The organism is Xanthomonas sp. SI (assembly GCF_014236855.1).
In the GTDB taxonomy this organism is placed as follows: Bacteria; Pseudomonadota; Gammaproteobacteria; order Xanthomonadales; family Xanthomonadaceae; genus Xanthomonas_A.
Map to the genome: position 1 here is coordinate 3,137,433 of NZ_CP051261.1, position 21,922 is coordinate 3,159,354.

The 21,922-nt window shown below is 69.3% G+C and carries 15 protein-coding genes; 6 read left to right on the plus strand and 9 right to left on the minus strand.

The window, feature by feature from the left end:
• Window positions 1-70 precede the first annotated feature (70 nt).
• The 4 genes from HEP75_RS13090 to HEP75_RS13105 all read left to right on the plus strand — a co-directional run bounded on the left by HEP75_RS13090 (window position 71) and on the right by HEP75_RS13105 (window position 2,224).
• Complete coding sequence (locus HEP75_RS13090; RefSeq protein ID WP_184410100.1) at window positions 71-328, plus strand: acyl-CoA-binding protein; 258 nt, start codon at window positions 71-73, stop codon at window positions 326-328.
• On the plus strand, window positions 328-954 hold the full coding sequence (locus HEP75_RS13095; RefSeq protein WP_185816253.1) for a TetR/AcrR family transcriptional regulator: 627 nt from the start codon (window positions 328-330) through the stop codon (window positions 952-954). The genes HEP75_RS13090 and HEP75_RS13095 overlap by 1 nt, the downstream gene beginning before the upstream one ends.
• A gap of 123 nt (window positions 955-1,077) precedes the next feature.
• Window positions 1,078-1,854: a HipA family kinase gene (locus HEP75_RS13100; protein ID WP_185823821.1), complete on the plus strand. Its 777-nt coding sequence runs from the start codon at window positions 1,078-1,080 to the stop codon at window positions 1,852-1,854.
• Window positions 1,832-2,224, plus strand: a complete 393-nt coding sequence (locus HEP75_RS13105) for a DUF3037 domain-containing protein (protein WP_185823822.1) — start codon at window positions 1,832-1,834, stop codon at window positions 2,222-2,224. The genes HEP75_RS13100 and HEP75_RS13105 overlap by 23 nt, the downstream gene beginning before the upstream one ends.
• Before the next feature lie 474 nt (window positions 2,225-2,698).
• On the opposite strand, the gene HEP75_RS13110 is transcribed toward HEP75_RS13105, so the two are convergent.
• Window positions 2,699-3,106, minus strand: a complete 408-nt coding sequence (locus HEP75_RS13110; RefSeq protein WP_185823823.1) for a hypothetical protein — start codon at window positions 3,104-3,106, stop codon at window positions 2,699-2,701.
• Window positions 3,107-3,249: 143 nt separating this feature from the next.
• On the opposite strand from HEP75_RS13110, the gene HEP75_RS13115 reads away from it, so the two are divergent.
• On the plus strand, window positions 3,250-4,104 hold the full coding sequence (locus tag HEP75_RS13115) for a hypothetical protein (RefSeq protein ID WP_185823824.1): 855 nt from the start codon (window positions 3,250-3,252) through the stop codon (window positions 4,102-4,104).
• A 334-nt stretch (window positions 4,105-4,438) separates the two neighbouring features.
• Here the strand turns inward: HEP75_RS13115 and HEP75_RS13120 are convergent, their stop codons facing one another.
• From HEP75_RS13120 to ligA, 6 genes are all read right to left on the minus strand, one after another.
• Window positions 4,439-6,916 carry a membrane-bound PQQ-dependent dehydrogenase, glucose/quinate/shikimate family gene (locus tag HEP75_RS13120; protein WP_185823825.1) on the minus strand — a complete coding sequence of 826 codons (2,478 nt, stop codon included), beginning with the start codon at window positions 6,914-6,916 and terminating at the stop codon, window positions 4,439-4,441.
• Between the two features lie 285 nt (window positions 6,917-7,201).
• Window positions 7,202-10,042 (minus strand): DNA gyrase subunit A, encoded by a 2,841-nt coding sequence (gyrA, locus tag HEP75_RS13125; RefSeq protein ID WP_185823826.1) that lies wholly within the window; start codon window positions 10,040-10,042, stop codon window positions 7,202-7,204.
• 211 nt (window positions 10,043-10,253) lie between these two features.
• Window positions 10,254-11,318 carry an S-methyl-5-thioribose-1-phosphate isomerase gene (mtnA, locus tag HEP75_RS13130; protein ID WP_185823827.1) on the minus strand — a complete coding sequence of 355 codons (1,065 nt, stop codon included), beginning with the start codon at window positions 11,316-11,318 and terminating at the stop codon, window positions 10,254-10,256.
• A gap of 109 nt (window positions 11,319-11,427) precedes the next feature.
• The gene (locus HEP75_RS13135) at window positions 11,428-12,135 is read right to left on the minus strand and encodes a DUF3011 domain-containing protein (RefSeq protein WP_185816244.1); all 708 of its coding nucleotides are present in this window, start codon (window positions 12,133-12,135) and stop codon (window positions 11,428-11,430) included.
• Between the two features lie 139 nt (window positions 12,136-12,274).
• On the minus strand, window positions 12,275-13,234 hold the full coding sequence (gene epmA, locus HEP75_RS13140; RefSeq protein WP_185823828.1) for an EF-P lysine aminoacylase EpmA: 960 nt from the start codon (window positions 13,232-13,234) through the stop codon (window positions 12,275-12,277).
• Between the two features lie 40 nt (window positions 13,235-13,274).
• Window positions 13,275-15,791: an NAD-dependent DNA ligase LigA gene (ligA, locus tag HEP75_RS13145; RefSeq protein WP_185823829.1), complete on the minus strand. Its 2,517-nt coding sequence runs from the start codon at window positions 15,789-15,791 to the stop codon at window positions 13,275-13,277.
• A 336-nt stretch (window positions 15,792-16,127) separates the two neighbouring features.
• Between ligA and HEP75_RS13150 the strand changes: the two genes are divergently transcribed.
• Entirely contained in the window at window positions 16,128-17,252 is a 1,125-nt protein-coding gene (locus HEP75_RS13150; RefSeq protein ID WP_185823830.1) for a pyridoxal phosphate-dependent aminotransferase, read from the plus strand.
• Window positions 17,253-17,441: 189 nt separating this feature from the next.
• On the opposite strand, the gene zipA is transcribed toward HEP75_RS13150, so the two are convergent.
• Window positions 17,442-18,179 (minus strand): cell division protein ZipA, encoded by a 738-nt coding sequence (zipA, locus tag HEP75_RS13155; protein WP_185823831.1) that lies wholly within the window; start codon window positions 18,177-18,179, stop codon window positions 17,442-17,444.
• Between the two features lie 58 nt (window positions 18,180-18,237).
• Window positions 18,238-21,741, minus strand: a complete 3,504-nt coding sequence (gene smc, locus HEP75_RS13160; protein WP_185823832.1) for a chromosome segregation protein SMC — start codon at window positions 21,739-21,741, stop codon at window positions 18,238-18,240.
• Window positions 21,742-21,922 lie beyond the last annotated feature (181 nt).

Here is a 21,922-nt window from a genome sequence, read left to right on the forward strand (position 1 = left end):
CCCGGCGCCCGCGTTGACCGGACCGGTCGCGCGTGCTGTGATGCGTCCCGATCAGGGCGGGAGCAGCGACATGGCAGACATCAAGGCGGCCTTCGAAAAAGCGGCCAAGGACATCAAGCAGCGCGAGGAGCGTCCCGACAACGACACCTTGCTGCGCCTGTACGCGCTGTACAAACAGGGCGCGGAAGGCGACGTCGCCGGCGCCAAGCCGGGGTTCTTCGACTTCGTCGGCACCGCCAAGTACGAGGCCTGGGCCAAGCTCAAGGGCATGCCGCAGGCCGAGGCGCAGAAGAAGTACGTGGACCTGGTGAAGAAGCTGCTGGCCTGATGGCGCGCGACACCCGCCGGCGCATTCTCGACACGGCCCTGGCGATGTTCAACGCGCAGGGCGAGCCGCACGTCACCACCAACCATATCGCCGACGAGCTGGAGATCAGCCCGGGCAATCTGTACTACCACTTCCGCAACAAGGACGACATCATCGAGCACCTGTTCGCGCGCTACGAGGAGCGCATGGACGCGGCGCTGGAGTTGCCGAGCGCGCGTCTGCCCGGGCTGGAGGACATCTGGCTGCAGCTGCACCTGGTGTTCGAGTGCATCTGGGACTACCGCTTCCTGTACCGCGACCTGATCGAGATCCTCAGCCGCAGCCGGCGCCTGCGCCTGCGTTTCGCGCGCATCCTGCGCCGCGCCGACGACAGCACCCAGGCGGTGTTCCAGGGGCTGGCGCAGGCCGGAGCGATGCGCGCCACCGCACAGGAGCTGGGCGGCATCGCCACCAACGTGCTGGTGGTGGCCACGTTCTGGCTCAACTACGCCGCCGCCCGTGGCGAGAAGGACGAACAACTGGCGATCCGCCACGGCATCGTGCAGGTGATGCTGCTGATCAGCCCGTTCCTGCGCGAGGCCGAGCGCACGCACCTGGCCACGCTGATGCAGGCCTATCTGGACTGAGCGCGGGGACGCGTCCCCGGTAGGCAACGACGCTGGATGCCTAGTGCGCCGTACGTATCGATTCGCCAAGCGCCGCCGGCATCGGCTAGGCTTGCCGCCCTGCCCTCGCCGCCCGGAATCCGCGTGAGAACCGTCGTCGCCACCCGCTACGTGACCCCGCTGCGCGAAGGCGGCTCGCTGCCCGCGGTGGTCGAGGCCGACGACGACGGCATGTACGTGCTGAAGTTCCGCGGTGCCGGACAAGGCCCGAAGGCGTTGATCGCCGAACTGCTGGGCGGCGAACTGGCGCGCGCGCTGGGCCTGCCGATGCCGGAACTGGTGTTCGTGCTGCTCGACCGCGAGTTCGCGCGCACCGAGCCGGATCCGGAAATCCAGGATCTGATCCGCGCCAGCGAGGGCCTGAACCTGGCGCTGGACTACCTGCCCGGCGCGATCAACTACGACCCGGCCGCGTTGCGTCCGGACCCGGCGCTGGCCTCGGCGATCGTCTGGTTCGACGCCTTCGTCACCAATGTCGATCGCACCGCGCGCAACACCAACCTGATGGTCTGGCACGGCAAGCTGATGCTGATCGACCACGGCGCGGCGCTGTATTTTCACCACGACTGGGAGCATGCCGGCAGCGCCTGCGCCTCGCCGTTCGCGCGCATCCGCGACCACGTGCTGCTGCCCTATGCCAGCACCATCGCCGAGGCCGACGCGGCGCTGGCGCCACGGCTGACCGATGCGGTCATCGACGCCATCGTCGCGCAGATCCCGGACGCCTGGCTGCAGGCCGAGGCCAGCTTCGAGCACGTGGACGCGCATCGCCAGGCCTATGCCGACTACCTGAAACGGCGGCTGGCGCTGCGCGCCGCATTCGTCGAGGAGGCGCTCCATGCCCACGCTGCACACGTATGACTACGCGGTGATCCGCGTGGTGCCGCGGGTGGAGCGCGAGGAGTTCGTCAACGTCGGGGTGATCGTGTCGTGCCCGACCTCCAAGCTGCTGCATGCGGCGATCGAACTGCAGCCGGCGCGGCTGCACGCGCTGGACCCGACCCTGGACATCGAACGCCTGCGCCCCTACCTGGATGCGATCCCGGCGATCTGCCGCGGCGACGCCGATGCCGGCCCGATCGCACTGCTGCCGCCGCGCGCGCGCTTCCACTGGCTGACCGCGCGGCGCAGCTCGATCATCCAGATGTCCTCGGCGCACGTCGGCCGCACCGACCAGCCCGAGCGCGTGGTCGAGCATCTGCTTGAGCGCATGGTCAGGACACCACGCTAGCTCGTCGACGTTGTAGACCGCATCCATCGGCGCATTGGCGGATCGACCGAGTAGGCTTATTCCTCCCGCAACGCGTCCGGCAAGCCCGCGGCAACTCATCTGTAGATATCGTCTTCTACCCTGCAGGCAACCGTCTTTTCAAACGCGACGTCAGCCGCGGCCAGCGCAGCGGCACGATGTTCGATTGAATGCACGAGGCTGCGCCCGTACCCTCATCCGGCCCTGCGGGCCACCTTCTCCCGATGGGAGACGGGAACAGCTGCCCGTCTGCCAGCGCCTGCGGAATTTCCGTCGCGATGACGAACACCTTTCCGGTCAAAGTCGGGACTGAGGCCCCTCCCACAGCGCACCGGCAAGCTTGCCGCAAGCCCCTGTAGGAGCGGCTTCAGCCGCGACAGAATCCAGCACGCGGCACTCCGATCGCGGTGACCGCATCCGAAGCGATCCCACATCCGGCAACAGTGCCGTTCGCTGTTACTGCGAGCGTGCGCTGCGCTTCGCCGCGCGGCGCGGCGCAGCGGTCTTCTTGGTCGCCCGCTTGGCGGTCTTGGTCGCCGCCGGCCGTTTGCGCGGCGTGGCACGCGGTTTGGGCTGCAGGCCGAGCTTGACCAGCACCGGCTGCAGCCGCGCCTCGACCTCCGCGCTCAACGGTTGCACCTGGCCGCGCAGCGCCGCAGCGCCTTCGCGCACGCTGCTTTCAGCGTCGTCGGCCAGTTGCGCCACCAGCGCCTTCAACGTGTTCGCGCCGCTGGCGGCATCGGCGGCCGCGGCCAGCGCACGCTTGCGGGTCAACGACACCAGGCCCAGGCCGGCCAGCCACAGGTGCCGCGGCGCCAGGGTTTCGGGCCGGGGGGCGGAGGTGGAACGCTTCTTGGTCGCCATCGCAGCTCTCCTTGGGTGCCGACAGCGGCACCGATGCGACGCATGCTGGCGGCAGCGGCTTGAGCAAACACACTATCCGCAGTGCAGCTTGCCAGCCAGCCATCGCGGCGCCATGCTCGGCGCGAACTCCAGGGAGGCCAGGCATGGCAGCAAAACCGACCGCATGGGCGCCGTTTCCGTACGACGCCACCGCCTACGCCTACCCAGGCGAGGCGCTGAAGAAAGCCTGGCCCAAGCTGCACGCCGGCGACCGCGAGCCGTACCCGGACCTGGCGCGCGCGCAGGCGCTGCTCGCCGCCGCCGGCAAGGCCGGCAAGGGCCACGATGCGCAGACGCTGTCGGCGGCGCTGATCGAGGCCTGGCGCGCCTTCCACCAGGGCCAGTTCCAGCAGGCCTATAGCGCCGGACAGGCCTTGGGCGTATTCGGCGCTTCGGTCGCGGTCAAGGCGCTGGGCATCCACGCCGGCTACTTGGTCGACGACGACAAGGAAAAACTGCAGCGCCTGCAGCAGGCCGCGACACTGGCCGAAGCGGCGATCGCCGCGCTGCCTGACGAGGCCAACAGCCATTATCGCCACGCGTTCGCGCTGGGCCGTTACAGCCAGGGGCTGAGCATCGTCAAGGCGCTCAAGCAAGGCATCGCCGGCAAGGTGCGGCAATCGCTGGAGGCCACGCTGGAATTGGAGCCCAAGCACGCCGAGGCGCACATGGCGCTGGCGCTGTACCACGCCGAGATCATCGGCAAGGTCGGCGCGATGATCGGCGGACTCACCTACGGCGCCAAGGCCGCGACCGCCGAGCAGCATATCCAGCAAGCGCTGAAGCTGACCCCGGATGCGCCGATCGCGCATGTCGAATACGCCAACGTGCTGTTGCTGCTGCATGGCGACAAGCGCGAGGACGCCGCCGCCGGCGCATTCGAAAAGGCGGCCAAGCTCAAGCCGCGCGACGCAATGGAAGCGCTGGACGCGGCGTTCGCGCGCGAGCAGTTGGAGTAGCGCGGCGCTTAACACGTGCCGCCACAGTTCGCGTGCAGGCCCACCTGTGGGAGCGACTTCAGTCGCGACAGGCGCTACCGGTAGAGCCCGTCGCGACTGAAGTCGCTCCCACAACGCTGTCGCTTACCGTGACTCTCCGATCGAGACGCTGTCACGGCGCACGCTGACTCGCGTTCTCCTGCGGCATCGACACGGTTTTGCCGTCTCTTCGTTTTGCCGCGCCCGCATGCGACGCGCACCATGCGCGGCAACGTCTCTGCCGCACATGGCGCACCGCACATCACCGCACGGCAGGACGAATCCCGCACGCCGCACAACGCTGCCTTGGCGCAGGCTATGACGCCGGCAGCGCGTAGGCGATCACGTAGTCGCCCTTCTTGGTCTCCATGAAGTGATGGCCGCCGGCCACGATCACCAGGTATTCGCGGCCGTCGACCGCGTAGAGCATCGGCGTGGCTTGGCCGCCGGCCGGCAGCTTGGCCTCCCAGACGCGCTTGCCGGTGGCCAGGTCGATTGCACGGATCATGTCGTCTGTGGTCGCGGCGATGAAGATCAGGCCGCTGGCGCTGACCACCGCGCCGCCGTTGTTGGGCGTGCCGATCTCGATCGGCAGGCCGGAGTGGATGCCGAACGGGCCGTTGCCGCGGGCGCTGCCCAGCGGGCGGTCCCACAGGGTCTTGCCGCTGGCCAGGTCGATCGCGCGGATGCCGCCGTACGGCGGTTGCTTGCACAGCAGGCCAGTGAACGGCAGGCGCCAGCCGGCGTTGACGTTGATCGCGTACGGCGTGCCCGCCTGCGGATCGCCCGCGCCTTCGGCGCCGCCGGCGTCGCCGCGCACCTGGTCGCGCGGCGCCCAGCCCAACTTGTCGGCCTTGGCCCGCGGCACCAGTCGGTTGTAATTGGGCATGTCGTTGTAGTTGGCGACGATCACCCCGCGCTGCGGATCCACCGCCACGCTGCCCCAGTCCGAGCCGCCGTTGTAGCCCGGATATTCGATCGAATGGCGATCGGCTTCGGGCGGCGTGTAGATGCCCTTGTAGCTGGCGCTGCGGAACTGGATGCGGCACACCAGTTGGTCGATCGGGGTGATGCCCCACATGTCGCGTTCGGTCAGGTCCGGCTTGCGCAGCGTGTGGTACAGCGAGAACGGCTGGGTCTTGGCGCGGCGCTGCGGCTCCACCCCGCCGCCGGGCACCGCGCGTTGCTCGACGCCGACCAACGGCTTGCCGCTGCGCCGATCCAGCACGTAGATTTCGCCCTGCTTGCTCGGCAGGATCACCGCCGGCACCTTGCCGCCGTCGTGCGGAAAATCCACCAGCGTCGGCTGCGACCCCAGGTCGTAGTCCCAGACGTCGATGTGCGTGGTCTGGAAGTTCCACACCGGCTTGCCGGTGGTCACGTCCAGCGCCACCAGCGAGGTCGCGTACTGGTCCTCGGGCGCGGTACGCGAGCTGCTCCAGTAGTCGGCGGCGGAGTTGCCCATCGGCAGGTAGACATAGCCGAGTTGCTCGTCGCCGGCCGCGGAGGTCCACATGTTCGGCGTGCCGCGGGTCCAGCTCTGGCCCGGCGGCGGTGCGCCGTTCCATTCCGGGTGGGTCATGTCCCAGGCCCAGCGCAGCTCACCGGTCACCGCATCGAAGCCCTGGATCACGCCCGACGGCTCGTAGCGCTGCTGCCCGTCCAGCACCTGGTGGCCGGTGACGAGCACGCCGCGCACGATGGTCGGCGGCGAATTGATCGACACATAGCCCGGCGGCGTGTCGCCCATGCCAACGGTGATGTCGACCTGGCCATGGGTGCCGAAGTCCTCGCAGGGCTTGCCGCTGGCGGCGTCGACCGCGATCAGGCGGCCGTCCAGCGTGCCCTCGATGATGCGGCTGCGGCAGGCGCGCGGCTGGTCTGCCAGCGCAACCGGCGCCACGCCGCCGCCCGGCGCAGGCGTCGGCGGCGCATTCGTCGCCTCTGGGACCTCGTAATAGCTGACCCCGCGGCAGGCGGCGGTGTACGGGATCGCCTTGTCCGCGACCTTTGGATCGTAGCGCCAGCGCTGCTTGCCGGTGGCGGCGTCCAGTGCGATCAGCTGGTTGCGCGCGGTGCACAGGTACAGGCTGTCGCCGATCTTCAGCGGCGTGGTCTCCGCGCCCCAGCGCTTGGCCGGCAGGTCGCCGGTGCGGAAGGTCCATGCGGTCCGCAACTGCGCCACGTTGCCGGGGGTGATCTGGCGCAGCGGACTGTAGCGGCTGCCGGCGTTATCGCGGCCGTAGGCGGCCCAGTCGGCGTCGGCCGGGGCCTCGGCCGGCTGCGCACCGGCGCGCGGCACGGTCATCGCCGCCGCCATGCCGGCGGCGTGTGCGAGCATGCCGTCGGCCTCGGTCACGCCGTACGGCACGAAGGCCAGCGCGAAGGCGCCCACGAACACCAGCGCCAGTGCGCCGGCCAGGCCGCGCGACACGCTGCGCGAGAACGGACGGTCCAGGCGCGGCAACGCCAGCGCCAGCAGCAGGCCCAGGAACACCATCAGGCCCATGCGCGGCACCCAGCGCCAGTAATCGGCGCCGGACTCCCACGCCGCCCATAGCAGCGACAGCGCGAAGGTCGCCGCGAACCACAGCGCACCGCTGCGCCGTCCGCGCGCCAGCAGCACGCCCGACAACAGCAGGCCCAAGCCGCCGAACAGGTAGTACCAGGAGCCGCCCAGCGCCAGCAGCCACGCGCCGCCGGCCGCCAGCACCAGGCCGATCAGCGCGCATGCGCCGCCCAGCAGCAGCAGCGGCCAACCGCCGCGGCGCTGCGTTTGATCAAGATCGTTCATGGAAAAATTCCTCGCAGGAAAGCACCGCGCGGAACATCCGCCGCGGCATGGGGCGCGATCGCGCCGCGGACCGTTATCCCAAGCGGGAAGTGAACGCTGCGCGTTCTATCGCGGCACAGAAGGCGACATGCTGCGTTCCATCAGGGATATGCCGGCACACATGCGTCAGGCCGCAACGCGTCCGCTTCTGCATGATGCTGCCGCAGCGCCCGGCGGTGTCGCCATCTGCAGAAACGACGACGCCGGCATTGCGCCGGCGTCGTCGTATACCGCTTGCTCGCGCGATCAGCTTTCCGGCGGCAGCTCGCTGGCGATCTCGGCGCTGCCGTCCTCGCCCCCGATCGGCTCCACCGGCTCTTCCTCGACCAGCGAACCGTCCAGGCGCTCCACTGCCTGCAGCTTCTCGCCCTTGGACAGGCGGATCAGGGTCACGCCCTGGGTGTTGCGGCCGACGCGGGAGATTTCCGAGGCGCGGGTGCGCACCAGGGTGCCGCCATCGGAGATCAACAGCACCTCGTCCTTGGTGCTCAGCAGCACCGCGCCGACCAGCTTGCCGTTGCGCTCGCTGGTCTGGATGCCGATCACGCCCTGCGTGCCGCGGCCCTTGCGCGGGTACTCGGCCAGCGGGGTGCGCTTGCCGTAGCCGTTCTCGGTGGCGGTGAGGATGTAGGCATCGGGCTCGTCGCCGTTGCGCACCACAGCCTCGGCATCGACGTCGGCATCCGTCTCCGGCGCCGTCTCGATGTCCTCGGCATCCTCGTCCTGGCCCTCGGCCGGCTCGGCCACGATCAGGCTGACCACGTATTCGCTCTTGGCCAGGCGGATGCCGCGCACGCCGCGGCTGCTGCGGCCGGTCGGCTTGACCCCGCCGCGGCTCTTGCGGCGCGGGCTGCGCGCGTCGTCGCCGTCCTCGACGGCCTCGGCCAGCGCGACCTCATCGTCGCCGTTGTCCTCGCCCGTGCCCTCGTCGAGGGCGCCGTCCTCGGCTTCGTCGTCCTTGGGCCGTTCGGAGAAGCGCACGGTCTTGCCGTTGGAGGCGAACAGCAGCACATCGCGCTCGCCGTCGGTCAGGCCCACGCCGACCAGGGCGTCGCCCTCGTCGAGGTTGATCGCGATCTTGCCGGCCTTGCGCTGGAACGCGAAGTCGCTGAGCGGGGTCTTCTTGACCATGCCGTTGCGGGTGGCGAAGAACACGTAGCGGCCGCCGGCATAGTCGCGCACCGGCAACACCGCCTGCACGCGCTCGCCGTTCTCCAGCGGGATCCAGTTGATGATCGGGCGGCCGCGCGCGTTCGGGCCGGCCTCCGGCAACTGGTACACCGGCAGCGCGAACACCTTGCCGCTGCTGGTGAAGGTCAGCAGCGTGTCGTGGGTGTTGACCAGCCACAGCTGGTCGATGAAATCCTCTTCCTTGGTCGCCGCCGCGCTGCGGCCGCGGCCGCCGCGGCGCTGCGCGCGGTAGGCGCTGACCGGCTGGCGCTTGGCGTAGCCGGCATGCGACAGCGTCACCACCACGTCTTCCGGCGCGATCAGGTCGAGGATGTCGAGGTCTTCCTCGCTGTGGCGGATCTCGGTGCGGCGCGCATCGCCGTATTCCTCGCGGATGCTGATGAGCTCCTCGCGGATCACCTGCAGCAGCACGTCGGGGTTTTCCAGGATCCGGATCAGCCCGGCGATCGCCTCCAGCAGTTGCTTGTATTCCTCGGTCAGGCGCTCCTGCTCCAGCCCGGTCAGGCGGTGCAGGCGCATTTCCAGGATCTGCGAGGCCTGCACTTCGGTCAGCTGGTAGCCGTCGGCGAGCAGGCCGACGCCGGCCGGCAGGTCTTCCGGCTGCGAGGCATCGGCGCCGGCGGCGCCGAGCAGCGCGCCGACCAGGCCCGCGTCCCAGCGCCTGGCCAGCATGCGCTCGCGCGCCTCGGTCGGGTTGGCCGAGGTCTTGATCAGCTCGATCATCTCGTCGATGTTGGCGAGCGCGACGGTCAGGCCTTCGAGGATGTGCGCGCGGGCGCGCGCCTTGCGCAGTTCGAAGATGGTGCGGCGGGTGACCACTTCGCGGCGGTGGCGGATGAACGCCTCCAGCATCTGCTTGAGGTTCATCAGCTGCGGGCGGCCATCGACCAGCGCCACCATGTTGATGCCGAACACCGACTCCATCTGGGTCTGCTGGTACAGGTTGTTCAGCACCACATCGGCGGCTTCGCCGCGCTTGATCTCGATGTAGATGCGCATGCCGTCCTTGTCGGACTCGTCGCGCAGTTCGCTGATGCCTTCGAGCTTCTTTTCCTTGACCAGCTCGGCGATCTTCTCGATCAGCCGCGCCTTGTTGACCTGGTACGGGATCTCGTTGACCACGATCGCTTCGCGGCCGTTGTCCTGGATCTCGATCTCGGCCTTGGCGCGCATGCGCACGCGGCCGCGGCCGGTGCGGTAGCCGGCGACGATGCCGCTGGTGCCGTTGACGATGCCGGCGGTGGGGAAATCCGGGCCGGGGATGTATTCCATCAGCCCGTCGACGTCGATCTGCGGATTGTCGATCAGCGCCAGGCAGGCATTGATCGATTCGGTCAGGTTGTGCGGCGGGATGTTGGTCGCCATGCCCACCGCGATGCCGGCCGAACCGTTGACCAGCAGGCTCGGGAACCGGGTCGGCATGACCGTCGGCTCCAGTTCCTTCTCGTCGTAGTTGGGCTGGAAATCGACGGTTTCCTTGTCGATGTCGGCCATCATTTCGTGGGCCAGGCGCGACATGCGCGCCTCGGTGTAGCGCATCGCCGCCGCGGAGTCGCCGTCGACCGAGCCGAAGTTGCCCTGCCCGTCCACCATCAGGTAGCGCAGCGAGAACGGCTGCGCCATGCGCACCAGCGTGTCGTACACCGACTGGTCGCCGTGCGGGTGGTACTTGCCGATGACGTCGCCGACGATACGCGCCGACTTGTAGTAGGGCTTGTTGCTGTGCGCGCCCAGCTCGTTCATCGCGAACAACACGCGGCGATGCACCGGCTTGAGGCCGTCGCGCGCATCCGGGAGGGCACGCCCCACGATCACGCTCATCGCGTAATCGAGGTAGCTCTTGCGCATCTCGTCTTCCAGGTTGACCTGGATGATTTCCTTGGCGGATTCTGCCATTCGGGTTCCGTAAGTCTGGTGGCTAATCGACCAGGACGCCGGCCCGCGGCAAGCGGGCCTGCCGGCACCGAAAATCTACGGCGCACAGCGGTCGATCGAACCGCCGGATTCTATCATGACAGGCGCGCGAATGCCCGGTTTTTGCCGGCCCGAACAAGCACTTGCGTGGATTTGCGGGGCCGTGCAGGGGGTCTGGCGCGGTTGCCGCGGCTCAGCCGCCGAACGCGGCGCGCATGCGCTCGGGATCCGGCCGTTCGATCACCCCGCGTTCGGTGACGATGGCATCGATCAACTCGGCCGGGGTCACGTCGAACACCGGGTTCCAGGCAGCGATGCCCTCGGCCACGGTACGCACCCCGCCCACCCCGAACAGCTCGCCCGGGTCGCGCTGCTCGATCTCGATCTGCGCACCGTCGGCGGTGTCCATGTCCACGGTGGACCACGGCGCCACCACCATGAACCTGACGCCGTGGTGGCGTGCGGCGATGGCCAGCTGGTAGGTGCCGATCTTGTTGGCGGTGTCGCCATTGGCGCAGATGCGGTCGGCGCCAACGATCACCCATTGCACCGCGCCGGTCTTCATCAGGTGCGCCGCCGCCGAATCGGCGATCAGGGTCGCGTCGATGCCGTCCTGCTGCAGTTCCCACACGGTCAGCCGCGCACCCTGCAGCCACGGCCGGGTCTCGCCGGCGAACACCTTGGCGATGCGGCCCTGGGCCATGCCGGCGCGGATCACGCCCAGCGCGGTACCGAAGCCGGCAGTGGCCAGCGACCCGGTATTGCAGTGGGTCAGCACGCCGCTGCCGGGCGCGATCAGGCCCGCGCCGAGCGCGCCCATGTGGCGGTTGGCGGCCAGGTCTTCCTCGGCGATGGCCTGCGCTTCGCGGGCGATCGCCTGGCGCCAGTCGGCGCCGGCCGCAGCCAGCGCGGTGCGCATGCGCATCAGCGCCCAGGCCAGGTTCACCGCGGTCGGCCGCGCCGCATTGAGCCGTTGCAGCGCCGGTTCCAGCTTGGCCAGCGCCTGGGCGCCGTCGTCGGCCTGCACGTCGCGCGCAGCCAGCACCACGCCCCAGCCGGCGGCGATGCCGATCGCCGGCGCACCGCGCACCGCCAGGGTGTGGATCGCATCGGCGACCTGGTCGCTGTCGGTGCACTGCACGTGCTCGACCACGAACGGCAGCTTGCGCTGGTCGAGAAGTTCCAGCGCCTCGCCGGTCCACAGGATCGGACGGATATGGTCGTAGCGGGCGTAATCGATATCTAGGTCGGCGTTCATCCGGATATTTTAACGGCCGGGATTGGGGATTGGGGATTGGGGATTAGCAGAAGCGGTGCGGCGGTGGCCATGGGCGCGCGGCCTGGCGTGTGCGCAGCGACGGGGCCGCTCAGTTGACGCTGAATTCCGCGCGGCAGCCCTTGTCCACCCAGATGCCGTCGCGGTCCCAGCCCCAGCTGTCGTCCTGCACGCAGGCGGTGCCGGACAGCTGCCGGCGCAGCTGCACGCTGCTGTGGATGCTGACCCCGCAGCGGCGCCGCGAGCGGCCCTTGGATTCGCACAGCACCGGACGCGCGCCGACCGGAAAGCCGGACCCGTCGCTGGCGCCGATCTCGAATTCGCCACGGCAACCACGCGACACCCAGATCTCGTTGCGGCGCACGCCCCAGCTGCGCTCCTCGCGGCACGGCACCGAGGACAGCTGGCGCATCAGCCGTACCGGCGCGCCGCGCAGCATCACCGGGCAGCTTTCGACCCGGCCGTCGGATTCGCAGCGCAACACGCGGCGCATCGCGCTGCGCGTGGGCTGCGGCGGATTGGAGCGGAACTCGGCGCGGCAACCCAGCGTCACCCACACCCCGGTGCCGTCCGAGCCCCATTCGCTGCCGCGGATGCAGTCGTTGTCGGACAATTGGCGGATCAATTCCACGCCCTGTTCGGTCGGCATCGGGCAATGCACCCAGCTCATGTCGCGCGATTCGCAACGCACCACCGCGGCGTCATAGCCGTCCGGCGCCTGCGCAAACGCCTTCGCCGGACACGCGGATACCGCCAACCCCAACCAACACCAGCTCCCGAGCCCGTACGACCACTTCATGCTTGGCTCTGCCCCTATGCGTGGAACCTGAACAACGAAGACCACTCCACCGATATCGCGCATCGACCGCATGCAGGGCTGGATCAAACCATCATCGATGTCGACAAAGCAAGAAGATGCTACATGAACGGCGCACGGTTCAGGCTCGCGCGAAATCGTAGGCGAGCACATCGCCGATCGACGCGGTGCCGCGCATCGCCATCAGCAGGCGATCCACGCCGACCGCCACGCCGGCGCAATCGGGCAGCGCCGGCAAGGCCTGCAGCAAACGCTCGTCCAGCGGCGGCAGTTGCGCGCCGCGCTCGCGGCGCAGCGCGTGATCGCGCAGGAAGCGGCGCCGCTGCTCGGCCGCATCGTTGAGTTCGTGGTAGCCGTTGGCCAGCTCGTAGCTGCCCAGGTACAGCTCGAAACGCTCGGCCACCGGCGGCTGCACGTCGCGGATGCGCGCCAGCGCGCACTGCGAAGCCGGCCAGTCGTGGACCACGGTGATGCGGTCGGCCGGGAATACGGATTGCAGGCGATGGGTAATCACCAGGTCGAGCCAGTCGTCGCGGGTCAGCCCTGCAGCGTCGATGCGGATATCGCGCAATGGCTGCTGCAACTCATCCAGCGGCGCCAGCAATGGATCGATGCCCAGCGTATCCAGGAACAGTTGCCGATAGGTGACCACATGCAGCGTCGCCGTGCGCGCGACCAGCGCCAGCGCCTCGCGCACCAGCGCCACGGTCTCGTCCACCAGTTGCAGGTGATTCCAGCCGACCCGGTACCACTCGAGCATGGTGAATTCGGGATTGTGGCGGCCGCCGGCCTCGCCATTGCGGAACACCCGGCCGAGTTCGTAGCAATCGCCGACGCCGGCGGCCAGCAGGCGTTTGAGCGGGTACTCGGGCGAGGTGCGCAGCCAGCGCAGCGCCGGGCCGGCATCGACGTGGCCGCTGAAGCGGGTCTGGAAACTGTCGATGTTGGGTTCGGTGTTGCCGGCCGCCGACAGCATCGGCGTCTCCACCTCGAGCACGTCGCGCGCGGCGAAGAAGGCGCGGATGCGCGCGTTGAGCGCGGCGCGCAGGCGCAGCGCTGCGATGTCCACGGCGTCGCTCATCGCGGCGATCCGATCGGGTGCGTCGCGCCCGGAAGCCGGCTCACCCCTTCCCCTCGTGCTCGCCGAGCAAGGCCAGCAACTGCGCCTCGTCCCAGACCGCAACGCCCAGCTCCTGTGCCTTGTCCAGCTTGGAACCGGCCTCGGCGCCGGCGACGACGAAGCTGGTCTTCTTCGACACGCTGCCGGCGACCTTCGCGCCCAGCGCTTCCAGCCGCGCCTTGGCCGCGTCGCGGCTGAGTTGCTGCAACGTGCCGGTCAGCACCACGGTCTGCCCGTCCAGCGGCGCGGCGCGGCGCTCGGCCTGCGCCGGCGCCGCGTCGAGCAGGCGCCGCATCGCCGCGTCGGCGGCGCGCAAGGCCTGCAGCTGCGCGTCATCGGCCAGATAGGCGGCGAGATTGGCCGCGCCCGCCGTCGACAGCCCGGCGCCGGTCCAGCCGCTTTCGTTGGCGCGCAGCAGCGCATCGAGCGTGCCGTAGGTCGCGGCCAGCCGTTGCGCGCTCTTGCCACCGAGCTTGTCCACCGGCAGCGTGGTCAGCAGGTGCGCCAGGTCGAGCCGCTCGCGCAGTTCCGCCGGCGGCGCGCCCTCGTCGGCGAAGCGGATGCCCGCCTCGATCAGCGCATCGACCACCGCGGCGTTGCCGGGTTGTTCGAAGAACGTCGCGATCGAACGCGCCACCTCGCCGCCGATATCGGGCAGCGCCTGCAGCAGCACCGCCGGCGTGCTGCGCACGAAGTCCAGCGCTCCCAGCCAGTGCGCGAGCGCCTTGGCGGTGGTCTCGCCCAGGTGCGGGATGCCGAGCGCGAACAGGAAACGCGGCAAGGTGGTGTTGCGGCTGGCGGCGATGCCGGCGACCAGGTTCTCCGCCCATTTCGTGGCCAGCTTGCCGCCCAGATCCACGGCCAGATGCGCGCGCAGGAAGTCGGCGCGCTTCCAGTCCGGGGATTCCTGCGCCAGCAGCGGCTGCGCTTGCGCATCGAGCGTCAGCGCGCCCTTGCTGTCGTTCACGGCCTGCACCAGGTCGGCGGCCGTGGCCGCGTCCAGCGCCGCTTTCATCCGCACCAGGTCTTCGACGCTCAACGCGTACAGATCGGCCAGCGAATGCACGAAACCGAATTCGACCAGGGCATCGGCCTGGCGATCGCCCAGGCCCTCGATGTCCATGGCCCGGCGCGAGGCGAAATGGCGCACGGCTTCCTTGCGCTGCGCCGCGCAGGCCAGACCGCCGCTGCAGCGCCAGGCCACAGCGTCCTCTTCGCGCACGATGTCGGAGCCGCACACCGGGCACGTGGCCGGCATCGTCCACGGCCGCGTGCCGGCGGGACGGCGTTCTTCGATGACCCGCACCACTTCGGGAATCACATCGCCGGCGCGGCGCACGATCACGGTGTCGCCTTCGCGCGCGTCCAGTCGCGCGATCTGGTCGGCGTTGTGCAGGGTCGCGTTGGTGACTGTGACGCCGGCGACCTGCACCGGCTCCAGCCGCGCCACCGGCGTGACCGCACCGGTGCGGCCGATCTGCACTTCGATCGCGCGCAGCACGGTGGACTGCTCCTGCGCCGGGAACTTGTGCGCCAGCGCCCAGCGCGGCGCGCGCGAGACGAAGCCCATCGCCGCCTGCTGGTCGTAGTCGTCGAGCTTGTAGACCACGCCGTCGATGTCGTACGGCAGCGCGTCGCGCCTCGCGCCGATACGGCGGAAATACGCGATCAGGCCATCGAAACCGGTCGCCGTCGCAACTTCCGGCGCCACCGGGAAGCCGTAGCGGCGCAGCAGCGCCAAGGTCTGCGAATGGGTCTCGGGCAGTTCCAGGCCGCGCACCTCGCCGACCGAATAGGCGAAGAACGCCAGCGGCCGCCGCCGGGTGACTGCCGGATCGAGCTGGCGCAGCGAACCGGCGGCACCGTTGCGCGGATTGGCGAGCAGTTTCTCGTTGCGCTCCAGCGCCTTGGCGTTCCAATCGGCGAAGGCCGCGCGCGGCATGTAGATCTCGCCGCGCACCTCGAGCACGGCCGGAAACGGCGTGCCCAGGTCGCGCAGCTTCAGCGGCACCGAGCGCACCTGGCGCAGGTTGGCGGTGACATCCTCGCCAGTGCTGCCGTCGCCGCGGGTGGCACCTTGCACGAATACGCCGTCCTCGTAGCGCAGGCTGATCGCCAGGCCGTCCAGTTTCGGCTCGACCGAGAACATCGGCGCGGCCAGGTCCAGCGCGCGTTCGATGCGCCGCTCGAAATCCGCGACTTCGGCGAAGCGTTCGCGGTCGTCGGCATCCTCGGCCACGCCCGGCGTCTCGAACGCGTTGGCCAGCGACAGCATCGGGATCGCGTGCCGCACTTCCGGGAAGCCGCCGTCGGGCCGCGCGCCGACGGTGCGGGTCGGCGAGTCGTCGCGCGCCAACTGCGGGTGCTCGGCTTCCAGCGCTTCCAGTTCGCGCATCAACGCGTCGTACTCGGCATCGGTGATCGACGGATCGTCGTGCACGTAGTAGCGGTCGTTGGCGTCTTCGATGCGTTGGCGCAGTTCGGCGACGCGCCGCTGGAGATCGGATGGAGCGGTCATGCGCGGCAGCCAGAGTCCGGTGACGGAAAGAGGGGCGATAGTAACTGGGTGCCTGGCAAGGGGAAATGCGGGTGAGGCCGGGATTGGGGATTGGGGATTCGGATTAGGGCTCTGAAGATGGGGGACCGGTAGCGCGGCGCGCCGTACCCTCACCCCAACCCCTCTCCCGGGGGGAGAGGGGCTTAAGCGGACGCTCCGATCGCGGCGCGGCGCATTTCCGATTCCCCATTCTCCTTTCCCCATTCCCCTGTTCGAACCCGATTCAGAAAACTTGCCGAAACGTTAAGGAAACATTAGGTTTGCCTCCCTGCCCTGACGTTTCGCTGGAGAGTGCCCGTGTCGCTACCGGTTTCGCGCCGTTCCTTCCTTTCCCTCGCCACCTCGGGCCTGGCGGTCGGTGCACTGGGCCTGGCGCCCGCTGCGGAGGCGGCAAAGCGCAAGGCGGCGGCGGTCGCGGCACCCGGCGTGGCGCCGGCGGCCGGCCCGGTCTATCTGAACTTCAACGAATGTCCGCTGGGTCCGGCACCGGCCGCGCTGGACGCGGCGCAGGCGATCCTGCCGCGCGCCGGCCGTTACCTGTTCGACCTGCAGAACGACCTGATCGCGCTGTTCGCCGGCGAGCATCAGCTGCCCAGCGACCACGTCGCGGTGTATCCCGGCTCCAGCGACCCGCTCAACCGCGCCGCGCGCGCGTTCACCTCGGCCCGCGCCGGCGTGGTGGTGGCCGATCCGACCTTCGAAGCGGTGGCCGATGTCGCCGCCGCGCACGGTGCGCCGGTGCGGCGGGTGCCGCTGCGCGCCGACGGCGGGCACGACGTCAAGGCGATGGCCAGTGCCGATCCGAACGCCGGGCTGATCTATCTGTGCAACCCGAACAATCCGACCGGTTCGATCACCGCACGCGCCGACATCGAATGGCTACTGGCCAACAAGCCCGCCTCCAGCGTGCTGCTGGTCGACGAGGCCTATATCCACTACAGCGAGCAGCCCTCGGTGATCGATTTGATCGGCCAGCGCCAGGACCTGCTGGTGCTGCGCACCTTCTCCAAGCTGTACGGCATGGCCGGGCTGCGCCTGGGCCTGGCGGTGGCCTCGCCGGGGCTGCTGACCAAGCTGGCGGCGTTCGGCGAGAACCCGGCGGCGATCACCGCGGTGGCCGCCGGCATCGCCAGCCTGCGCGACGTGCAATTGGTGCCGGCACGGCGCGCGGAGAACGCGCGGATCCGCAACGAAACCATCGCCTGGCTGCAGAGCAAGGGCTACAAGTGCCTGCCGTCGCAGGCCAACTGCTTCATGGTCGACGTCAAGCGCGACGGCAAGGCGTTCGCCGCGGCGATGGCCAAGCAAGGGGTGATGATCGGCCGCAGCTGGCCGATCTGGCCGAAGCTGGTGCGGGTCACCGTCGGCACCGAAGCGGAGATGCTGCGGTTTCGTGAGGCGGTGTTGAAAGCGCGCAAGTAGCGCGCTTTGGGATTGGGGAGTCGGGATTGGGGATTCGTAAAAGCTGGCTTCGCCGCTTATCTCATCGGCCCATAACCTCATCGGCCCCCGTACCCTCATCCGCCCCTTCGGGGCACCTTCTCCCGATGGGAGAAGGGGGGCCAGCTTTTACGAATCCCCAATCCCGACTCCCCAATCCCGGCCCCACGCTTACCAGCGTGGGGCTTTCGTCAACGGCGGCGCCTGATGCTGGCGGTCGTAGGCGCGCAGTTCGTCGCGGATGTGGGCGATGCGCTGGCGGCCGAGGGCGTTGCGGCTGTCGTCCAGGACCACGCCGTCGAGCAGTTCGCCCATGCGCTGCACGGTCGGCAGCATCTTTTCCCAGGCGTCGAGCGCGGTCAGCGGCGCCGGCAGGGTCAGGAAGAACGCGATCGCCGGGGTCTCCATCTCGCGGATGTGGGCCATGTCGAAACTACCCGGCTTCATGATGCTGGCCATGCTGAAGATCGGGCCGCGCTCGGGATGGCCTTCGACCAGGCGGTGGAACACGCTCATGTGGCCGAACACCAGCCCGGTCTTCTCGGCCGCGACGACGATGTCCTCGCCGCGCAGCACCTGCCCGGCGCGCGCGGCGACGTACAGCGAAACGATCTTGTCGAAGTCCTGGCTCGGCCGCTTGCCGAGGTCGGCATTGGCCGCTTCGGCGGCGGACAGGCCCAGCTCGGGCTGGCCGAGGGCGCCGTCCTGGTCGGGCACGGCGATCGCGTCGCCGTCGGCAGCCACCGCGGCATCGCCGAGCGAGGGCTCGCGCCGCGGCGCGGCCGGGTCGGCCGGCTCCACGCGCCGACCCTGGGTCGGTTTCTTCGGGCGGCCGAACAGGAAGATCGCCGCGATCAACAACAGACCGGCGGCGAGGATGCCGATGCGCAGCATTGCCATGTCGGACATTCGGGGGTTACTCCGGCAGGGGTGCGTAGGGGGAAGACAAGGTATTTAGCATGTCACGTCAGGCCGCGCCCGCCAAACGCGCGGCTTCCTCGAGGTCCACGCTGACCAGGCGGCTGACGCCCGGCTCGCGCATGGTGACGCCGCTGAGCTGGTGCGCCGCTTCCATCGTGGCCTTGTTGTGGCTGACGAACAGGAACTGCACTTTCTCGCTCATTTCCTTGACCATCGCCGCCAGGCGGCCGACGTTGGCTTCGTCCAGCGGCGCGTCGACCTCGTCGAGCAGGCAGAACGGCGCCGGGTTGAGTTGGAAGATCGCGAACACCAGCGCCACCGCGGTCATCGCCTTCTCGCCGCCGGACAGCAGCGAGATGCTGGACACGCGCTTGCCCGGCGGGCGCGCCATGATCGCCACGCCGGTGTCGAGCAGATCTTCGCCGGTCAGTTCCAGATAGGCGTGGCCGCCGCCGAACAGGCGCGGATACAGCGCCTGCACGCCGGAATTGACCCGGTCGAAGGTGTCCTTGAAGCGGCCGCGGGTCTCGCGGTCGATCTTGCGGATCGCGTCCTCCAGGGTTTCCAGCGCGGTGTTCAGGTCGATGTCCTGCGCTTCCAGATACTCAGAGCGCTGCGCGGCTTCGCCGTATTCGCTGATCGCGGCCAGGTTGACCGGCTCCAGGCGACGCATGCGTCCGTCGATCTGTTGCACCGCCTGCTCCCATTCGGCCGGATCGGCCTGTTCGGGCAGGCCGTTGATCACGTCCTCGAGCACGAAACCGGCCTTGACCACCGCCGCCGACAGCTGCTCGGCGCTGAGTACCAGCGCCTGCTGGTCGAGACGGCGCTGGGCGATGCGCTCGCGCTGCGCCAGGGCCTGTTCGTCGCGCTGCTGGCGGGTCTGTTCCAGGCCGCGCAATTCGTTGTCGATGCCGTCCAGCAACGCGCGCGCCTCGCCGAGCGCGCGGTCGGTGCGCACGCGTTCGCTGAGTGCGGCCTGGTGCTCGGCTTCCAGCGCATGCACCGGCGAATCGCCTTCGCTCAGCTGCGCGCTGAGTTCGCCCAGGCGCGAATCCAGTTGCCCGCGCTGGTTGCCCATGCGCTCCAGCGCCTGGCTCAGCGAGGCGATCTGGGTGCGTTGCGATTCCAGGGTCAGGGCCAGCGCATGCGAGGCCTCGCGCACCCGGCGCGCGGCATCGCGGGCCAGGTCGCGCGCTTCGGTGAGCTGGCGGCGCTCGCTCTCCAGCATGTGCCGGGTGCTTTCCAGGTCGCCCATGCTGGTGACCGCGTCTTCCAGCTTGGAACGCGCCTCGCGCGCCTGCTCGCGGCTGCTGTCCAGGGTTTCCAGCAGCTGCGCGATCTCCGTCTCGATGCGCTCGATGCGGGTGCGCGCGGCGTCCACCTTGCCCTGCTGGCTCTGCAGTTGCCCGGCCAGTTCGGACACACTGCGGTGCGCCTGGTACAGCTGGCGCTGCGCTTCCTCGCGCTGCTGCTCGGCGGCCAGCGACTGCTCGCGCAGGCTCGCCAGGCGCTGGTCCAGTTCCGCTTCGCGGTCCTGCAGGGTATCGATCTGGCCGCGCAAGGACTGGATCTCGCGCTCGCGCAGCAACGCGCCCTGCTTGGCCGCACCGGAGCGCGACACGCGCAGCCAACCTTCGCCCAGGCGCGCGCCGTCGCGGGTGATGATCGAGTCGCCCTCGCCCAGCTGCGGCAGCAAGGCGCGTGCGGCGGCGAGGTCCTCGGCCGCGTGCAGCCGCGACAGCAGGCGGCGGATCGCGATCGGGCCCTGCACCTTGGCGGCAAGCGAGGTCGGCGCGAAGTGGCCGGCCTCCTCGTCGCTGCTGACCAGCGCGATGCGGCCTTCGCCGAGTTCGCCCAGCGCATCGACCAGGGTCTCCGGCGCATCGACCAGCACGCCTTCGATCAATTGCCCGAGCGCGCCTTCGACCGCGTTTTCCCAGCCGCTTTCGACGCTGATGCGCTCGCCCACGCGCGCCGCCGAATCCAGTCCGCGCGCCTTCAGCCAGGCCACCGCGGCGCCCTGCTCCTGGCCGAGCGCGGCCTGTTGCAGGGTTTCCAGCGACGACAGCCGGCCGCGCGCGGCCTGCGCCTGCTTGCGCACCTCGGCCAGCTCGGCCTGCGCGCCGCGCTGCTGTTCCTGCAGCGCGGTCAGCGCCTGCTTGCGGGTTTCGACCTGTTCGTTGAGCCCGTCCAGCGCGGCGCGCTGCGTCTCGTGCTGCAGCTCCACCTGTTCGAAGGCGGCGGCCAGCGCGTCCAGGTCCAGCCCGGCGCGCTCGGCGGCCAGCGCTTCGCGGCGGCGCTCGGCTTCCAGCGATTGCCGGTCCAGATAATCGACGCGGGTGCGCTCGACTTCGCCGGCGCGCGAGGCCTCGGCGGTATAGCGCTGGTGGGTTTCCCAACGCTGCTGCCAGTCGGCCAGTTTGGCCTCGGCGTCGCGCAGGGCTTCCTGCTTGTATTCGTTGTCTTCCTGCAACTGCTCCAGCTGCGGCCCGGCGATGTCCACCGACTCGCGCAACAGCGACAGCTTGGCCTCATCGCCGCTGATGTGCTGGCCGAGTTCGGCCAGCGCCAGCTGCGCTTCGTCGCGCGCCTTGTGCAGGCGTTGCGACAGGTCGCGCTGGTGCTGGATCTGCTGCTCGATGCGCGCCAGCGTGCTGCCGACCTGGTAGACCTCGGCCTGGGCCTTGCTCAAGGCGTCGGCGGCCTCCTCGCGGCGCACGCGGCCGGTCTCGATCCGCGCCTCGGCCTCGCGCTGCTCGGCGATGAACTGCTGCAGCCGCGTCTCTTCCTGGCCCAGCGCCTCGCGCAGGCCCTGCAGCTTGCCGTCCAGGCCACGGTATTCCAGCGCCTTCCACTGCGCGTCCTTGACCTTGCGTTCTTCCTGCAGCGCCTGGTACTGCTCGGCCTGACGCGCCTGGCGCTTGAGGTGCTCGAGCTGCTTGCCGATCTCTTCGCGCAGGTCGCCCAGCCGCTCCAGGTTCTCGCGGGTATGGCGGATGCGGGTCTCGGTCTCCTTGCGCCGCTCCTTGTACTTGGAGATGCCGGCGGCCTCTTCCAGGTACACGCGCAGGTCTTCCGGGCGCGCCTCGATGATCTGGCTGATCATGCCCTGCTCGATGATCGAGTAGCTGCGCGGGCCCAGGCCGGTGCCCAGGAACAGGTCGGTGATGTCGCGGCGCCGGCACTTGGTGCCGTTGAGGTAGTAGCTGCTGCTGCCGTCGCGGCTGACCTGGCGCTTGACCGAGATCTCGTTGAACGAGGCGTACTCGCCGGAGATGGTGTGGTCGGAGTTGTCGAAGATCAGCTCCACCGTGGCCTGCGACACCGGCTTGCGCGCCGAGGAGCCGGAGAAGATCACGTCGGTCAGCGAGTCGCCGCGCAGGCGGCTGGCCGAGCTTTCGCCCATCACCCAGCGCACCGCGTCGATGATGTTCGACTTGCCGCAGCCGTTCGGACCGACGATGCCGGTCATGTTGGTCGGCAGGTGCAGCGTGGTCGGATCGACGAAGGACTTGAAGCCGGACAGCTTGATGGTCGACAGGCGCATGGGGCAGGCAATCCATGGCAGGCGGCGGCCGGCGGGCCGGCACGCGCTGCCGCTAATGAATATCCAGGTGAAGTCCCGCTTTCAAGCCCTTGATACGACTACGATCGTCGGACAGGAAACAGGCACGAACCGATGAGTATAACGGCAGCCGGCAGGGGCCGGGGCCGCAGGCCGCAAACGA

What these genes read in the sequence shown, in the direction of transcription:
- HEP75_RS13090 (WP_184410100.1), top strand. Translation starts at nt 71, where the DNA reads ATGGCAGACATCAAGGCGGCCTTCGAAAAAGCGGCCAAGGACATCAAG.
- HEP75_RS13095 (WP_185816253.1), top strand. Translation starts at nt 328, where the DNA reads ATGGCGCGCGACACCCGCCGGCGCATTCTCGACACGGCCCTGGCGATG.
- HEP75_RS13105 (WP_185823822.1), top strand. Translation starts at nt 1,832, where the DNA reads ATGCCCACGCTGCACACGTATGACTACGCGGTGATCCGCGTGGTGCCG.
- HEP75_RS13110 (WP_185823823.1), bottom strand. Translation starts at nt 3,106, where the DNA reads ATGGCGACCAAGAAGCGTTCCACCTCCGCCCCCCGGCCCGAAACCCTG.
- HEP75_RS13115 (WP_185823824.1), top strand. Translation starts at nt 3,250, where the DNA reads ATGGCAGCAAAACCGACCGCATGGGCGCCGTTTCCGTACGACGCCACC.
- HEP75_RS13120 (WP_185823825.1), bottom strand. Translation starts at nt 6,916, where the DNA reads ATGAACGATCTTGATCAAACGCAGCGCCGCGGCGGTTGGCCGCTGCTG.
- gyrA (WP_185823826.1), bottom strand. Translation starts at nt 10,042, where the DNA reads ATGGCAGAATCCGCCAAGGAAATCATCCAGGTCAACCTGGAAGACGAG.
- mtnA (WP_185823827.1), bottom strand. Translation starts at nt 11,318, where the DNA reads ATGAACGCCGACCTAGATATCGATTACGCCCGCTACGACCATATCCGT.
- HEP75_RS13135 (WP_185816244.1), bottom strand. Translation starts at nt 12,135, where the DNA reads ATGAAGTGGTCGTACGGGCTCGGGAGCTGGTGTTGGTTGGGGTTGGCG.
- epmA (WP_185823828.1), bottom strand. Translation starts at nt 13,234, where the DNA reads ATGAGCGACGCCGTGGACATCGCAGCGCTGCGCCTGCGCGCCGCGCTC.
- ligA (WP_185823829.1), bottom strand. Translation starts at nt 15,791, where the DNA reads ATGACCGCTCCATCCGATCTCCAGCGGCGCGTCGCCGAACTGCGCCAA.
- zipA (WP_185823831.1), bottom strand. Translation starts at nt 18,179, where the DNA reads ATGTCCGACATGGCAATGCTGCGCATCGGCATCCTCGCCGCCGGTCTG.
- smc (WP_185823832.1), bottom strand. Translation starts at nt 21,741, where the DNA reads ATGCGCCTGTCGACCATCAAGCTGTCCGGCTTCAAGTCCTTCGTCGAT.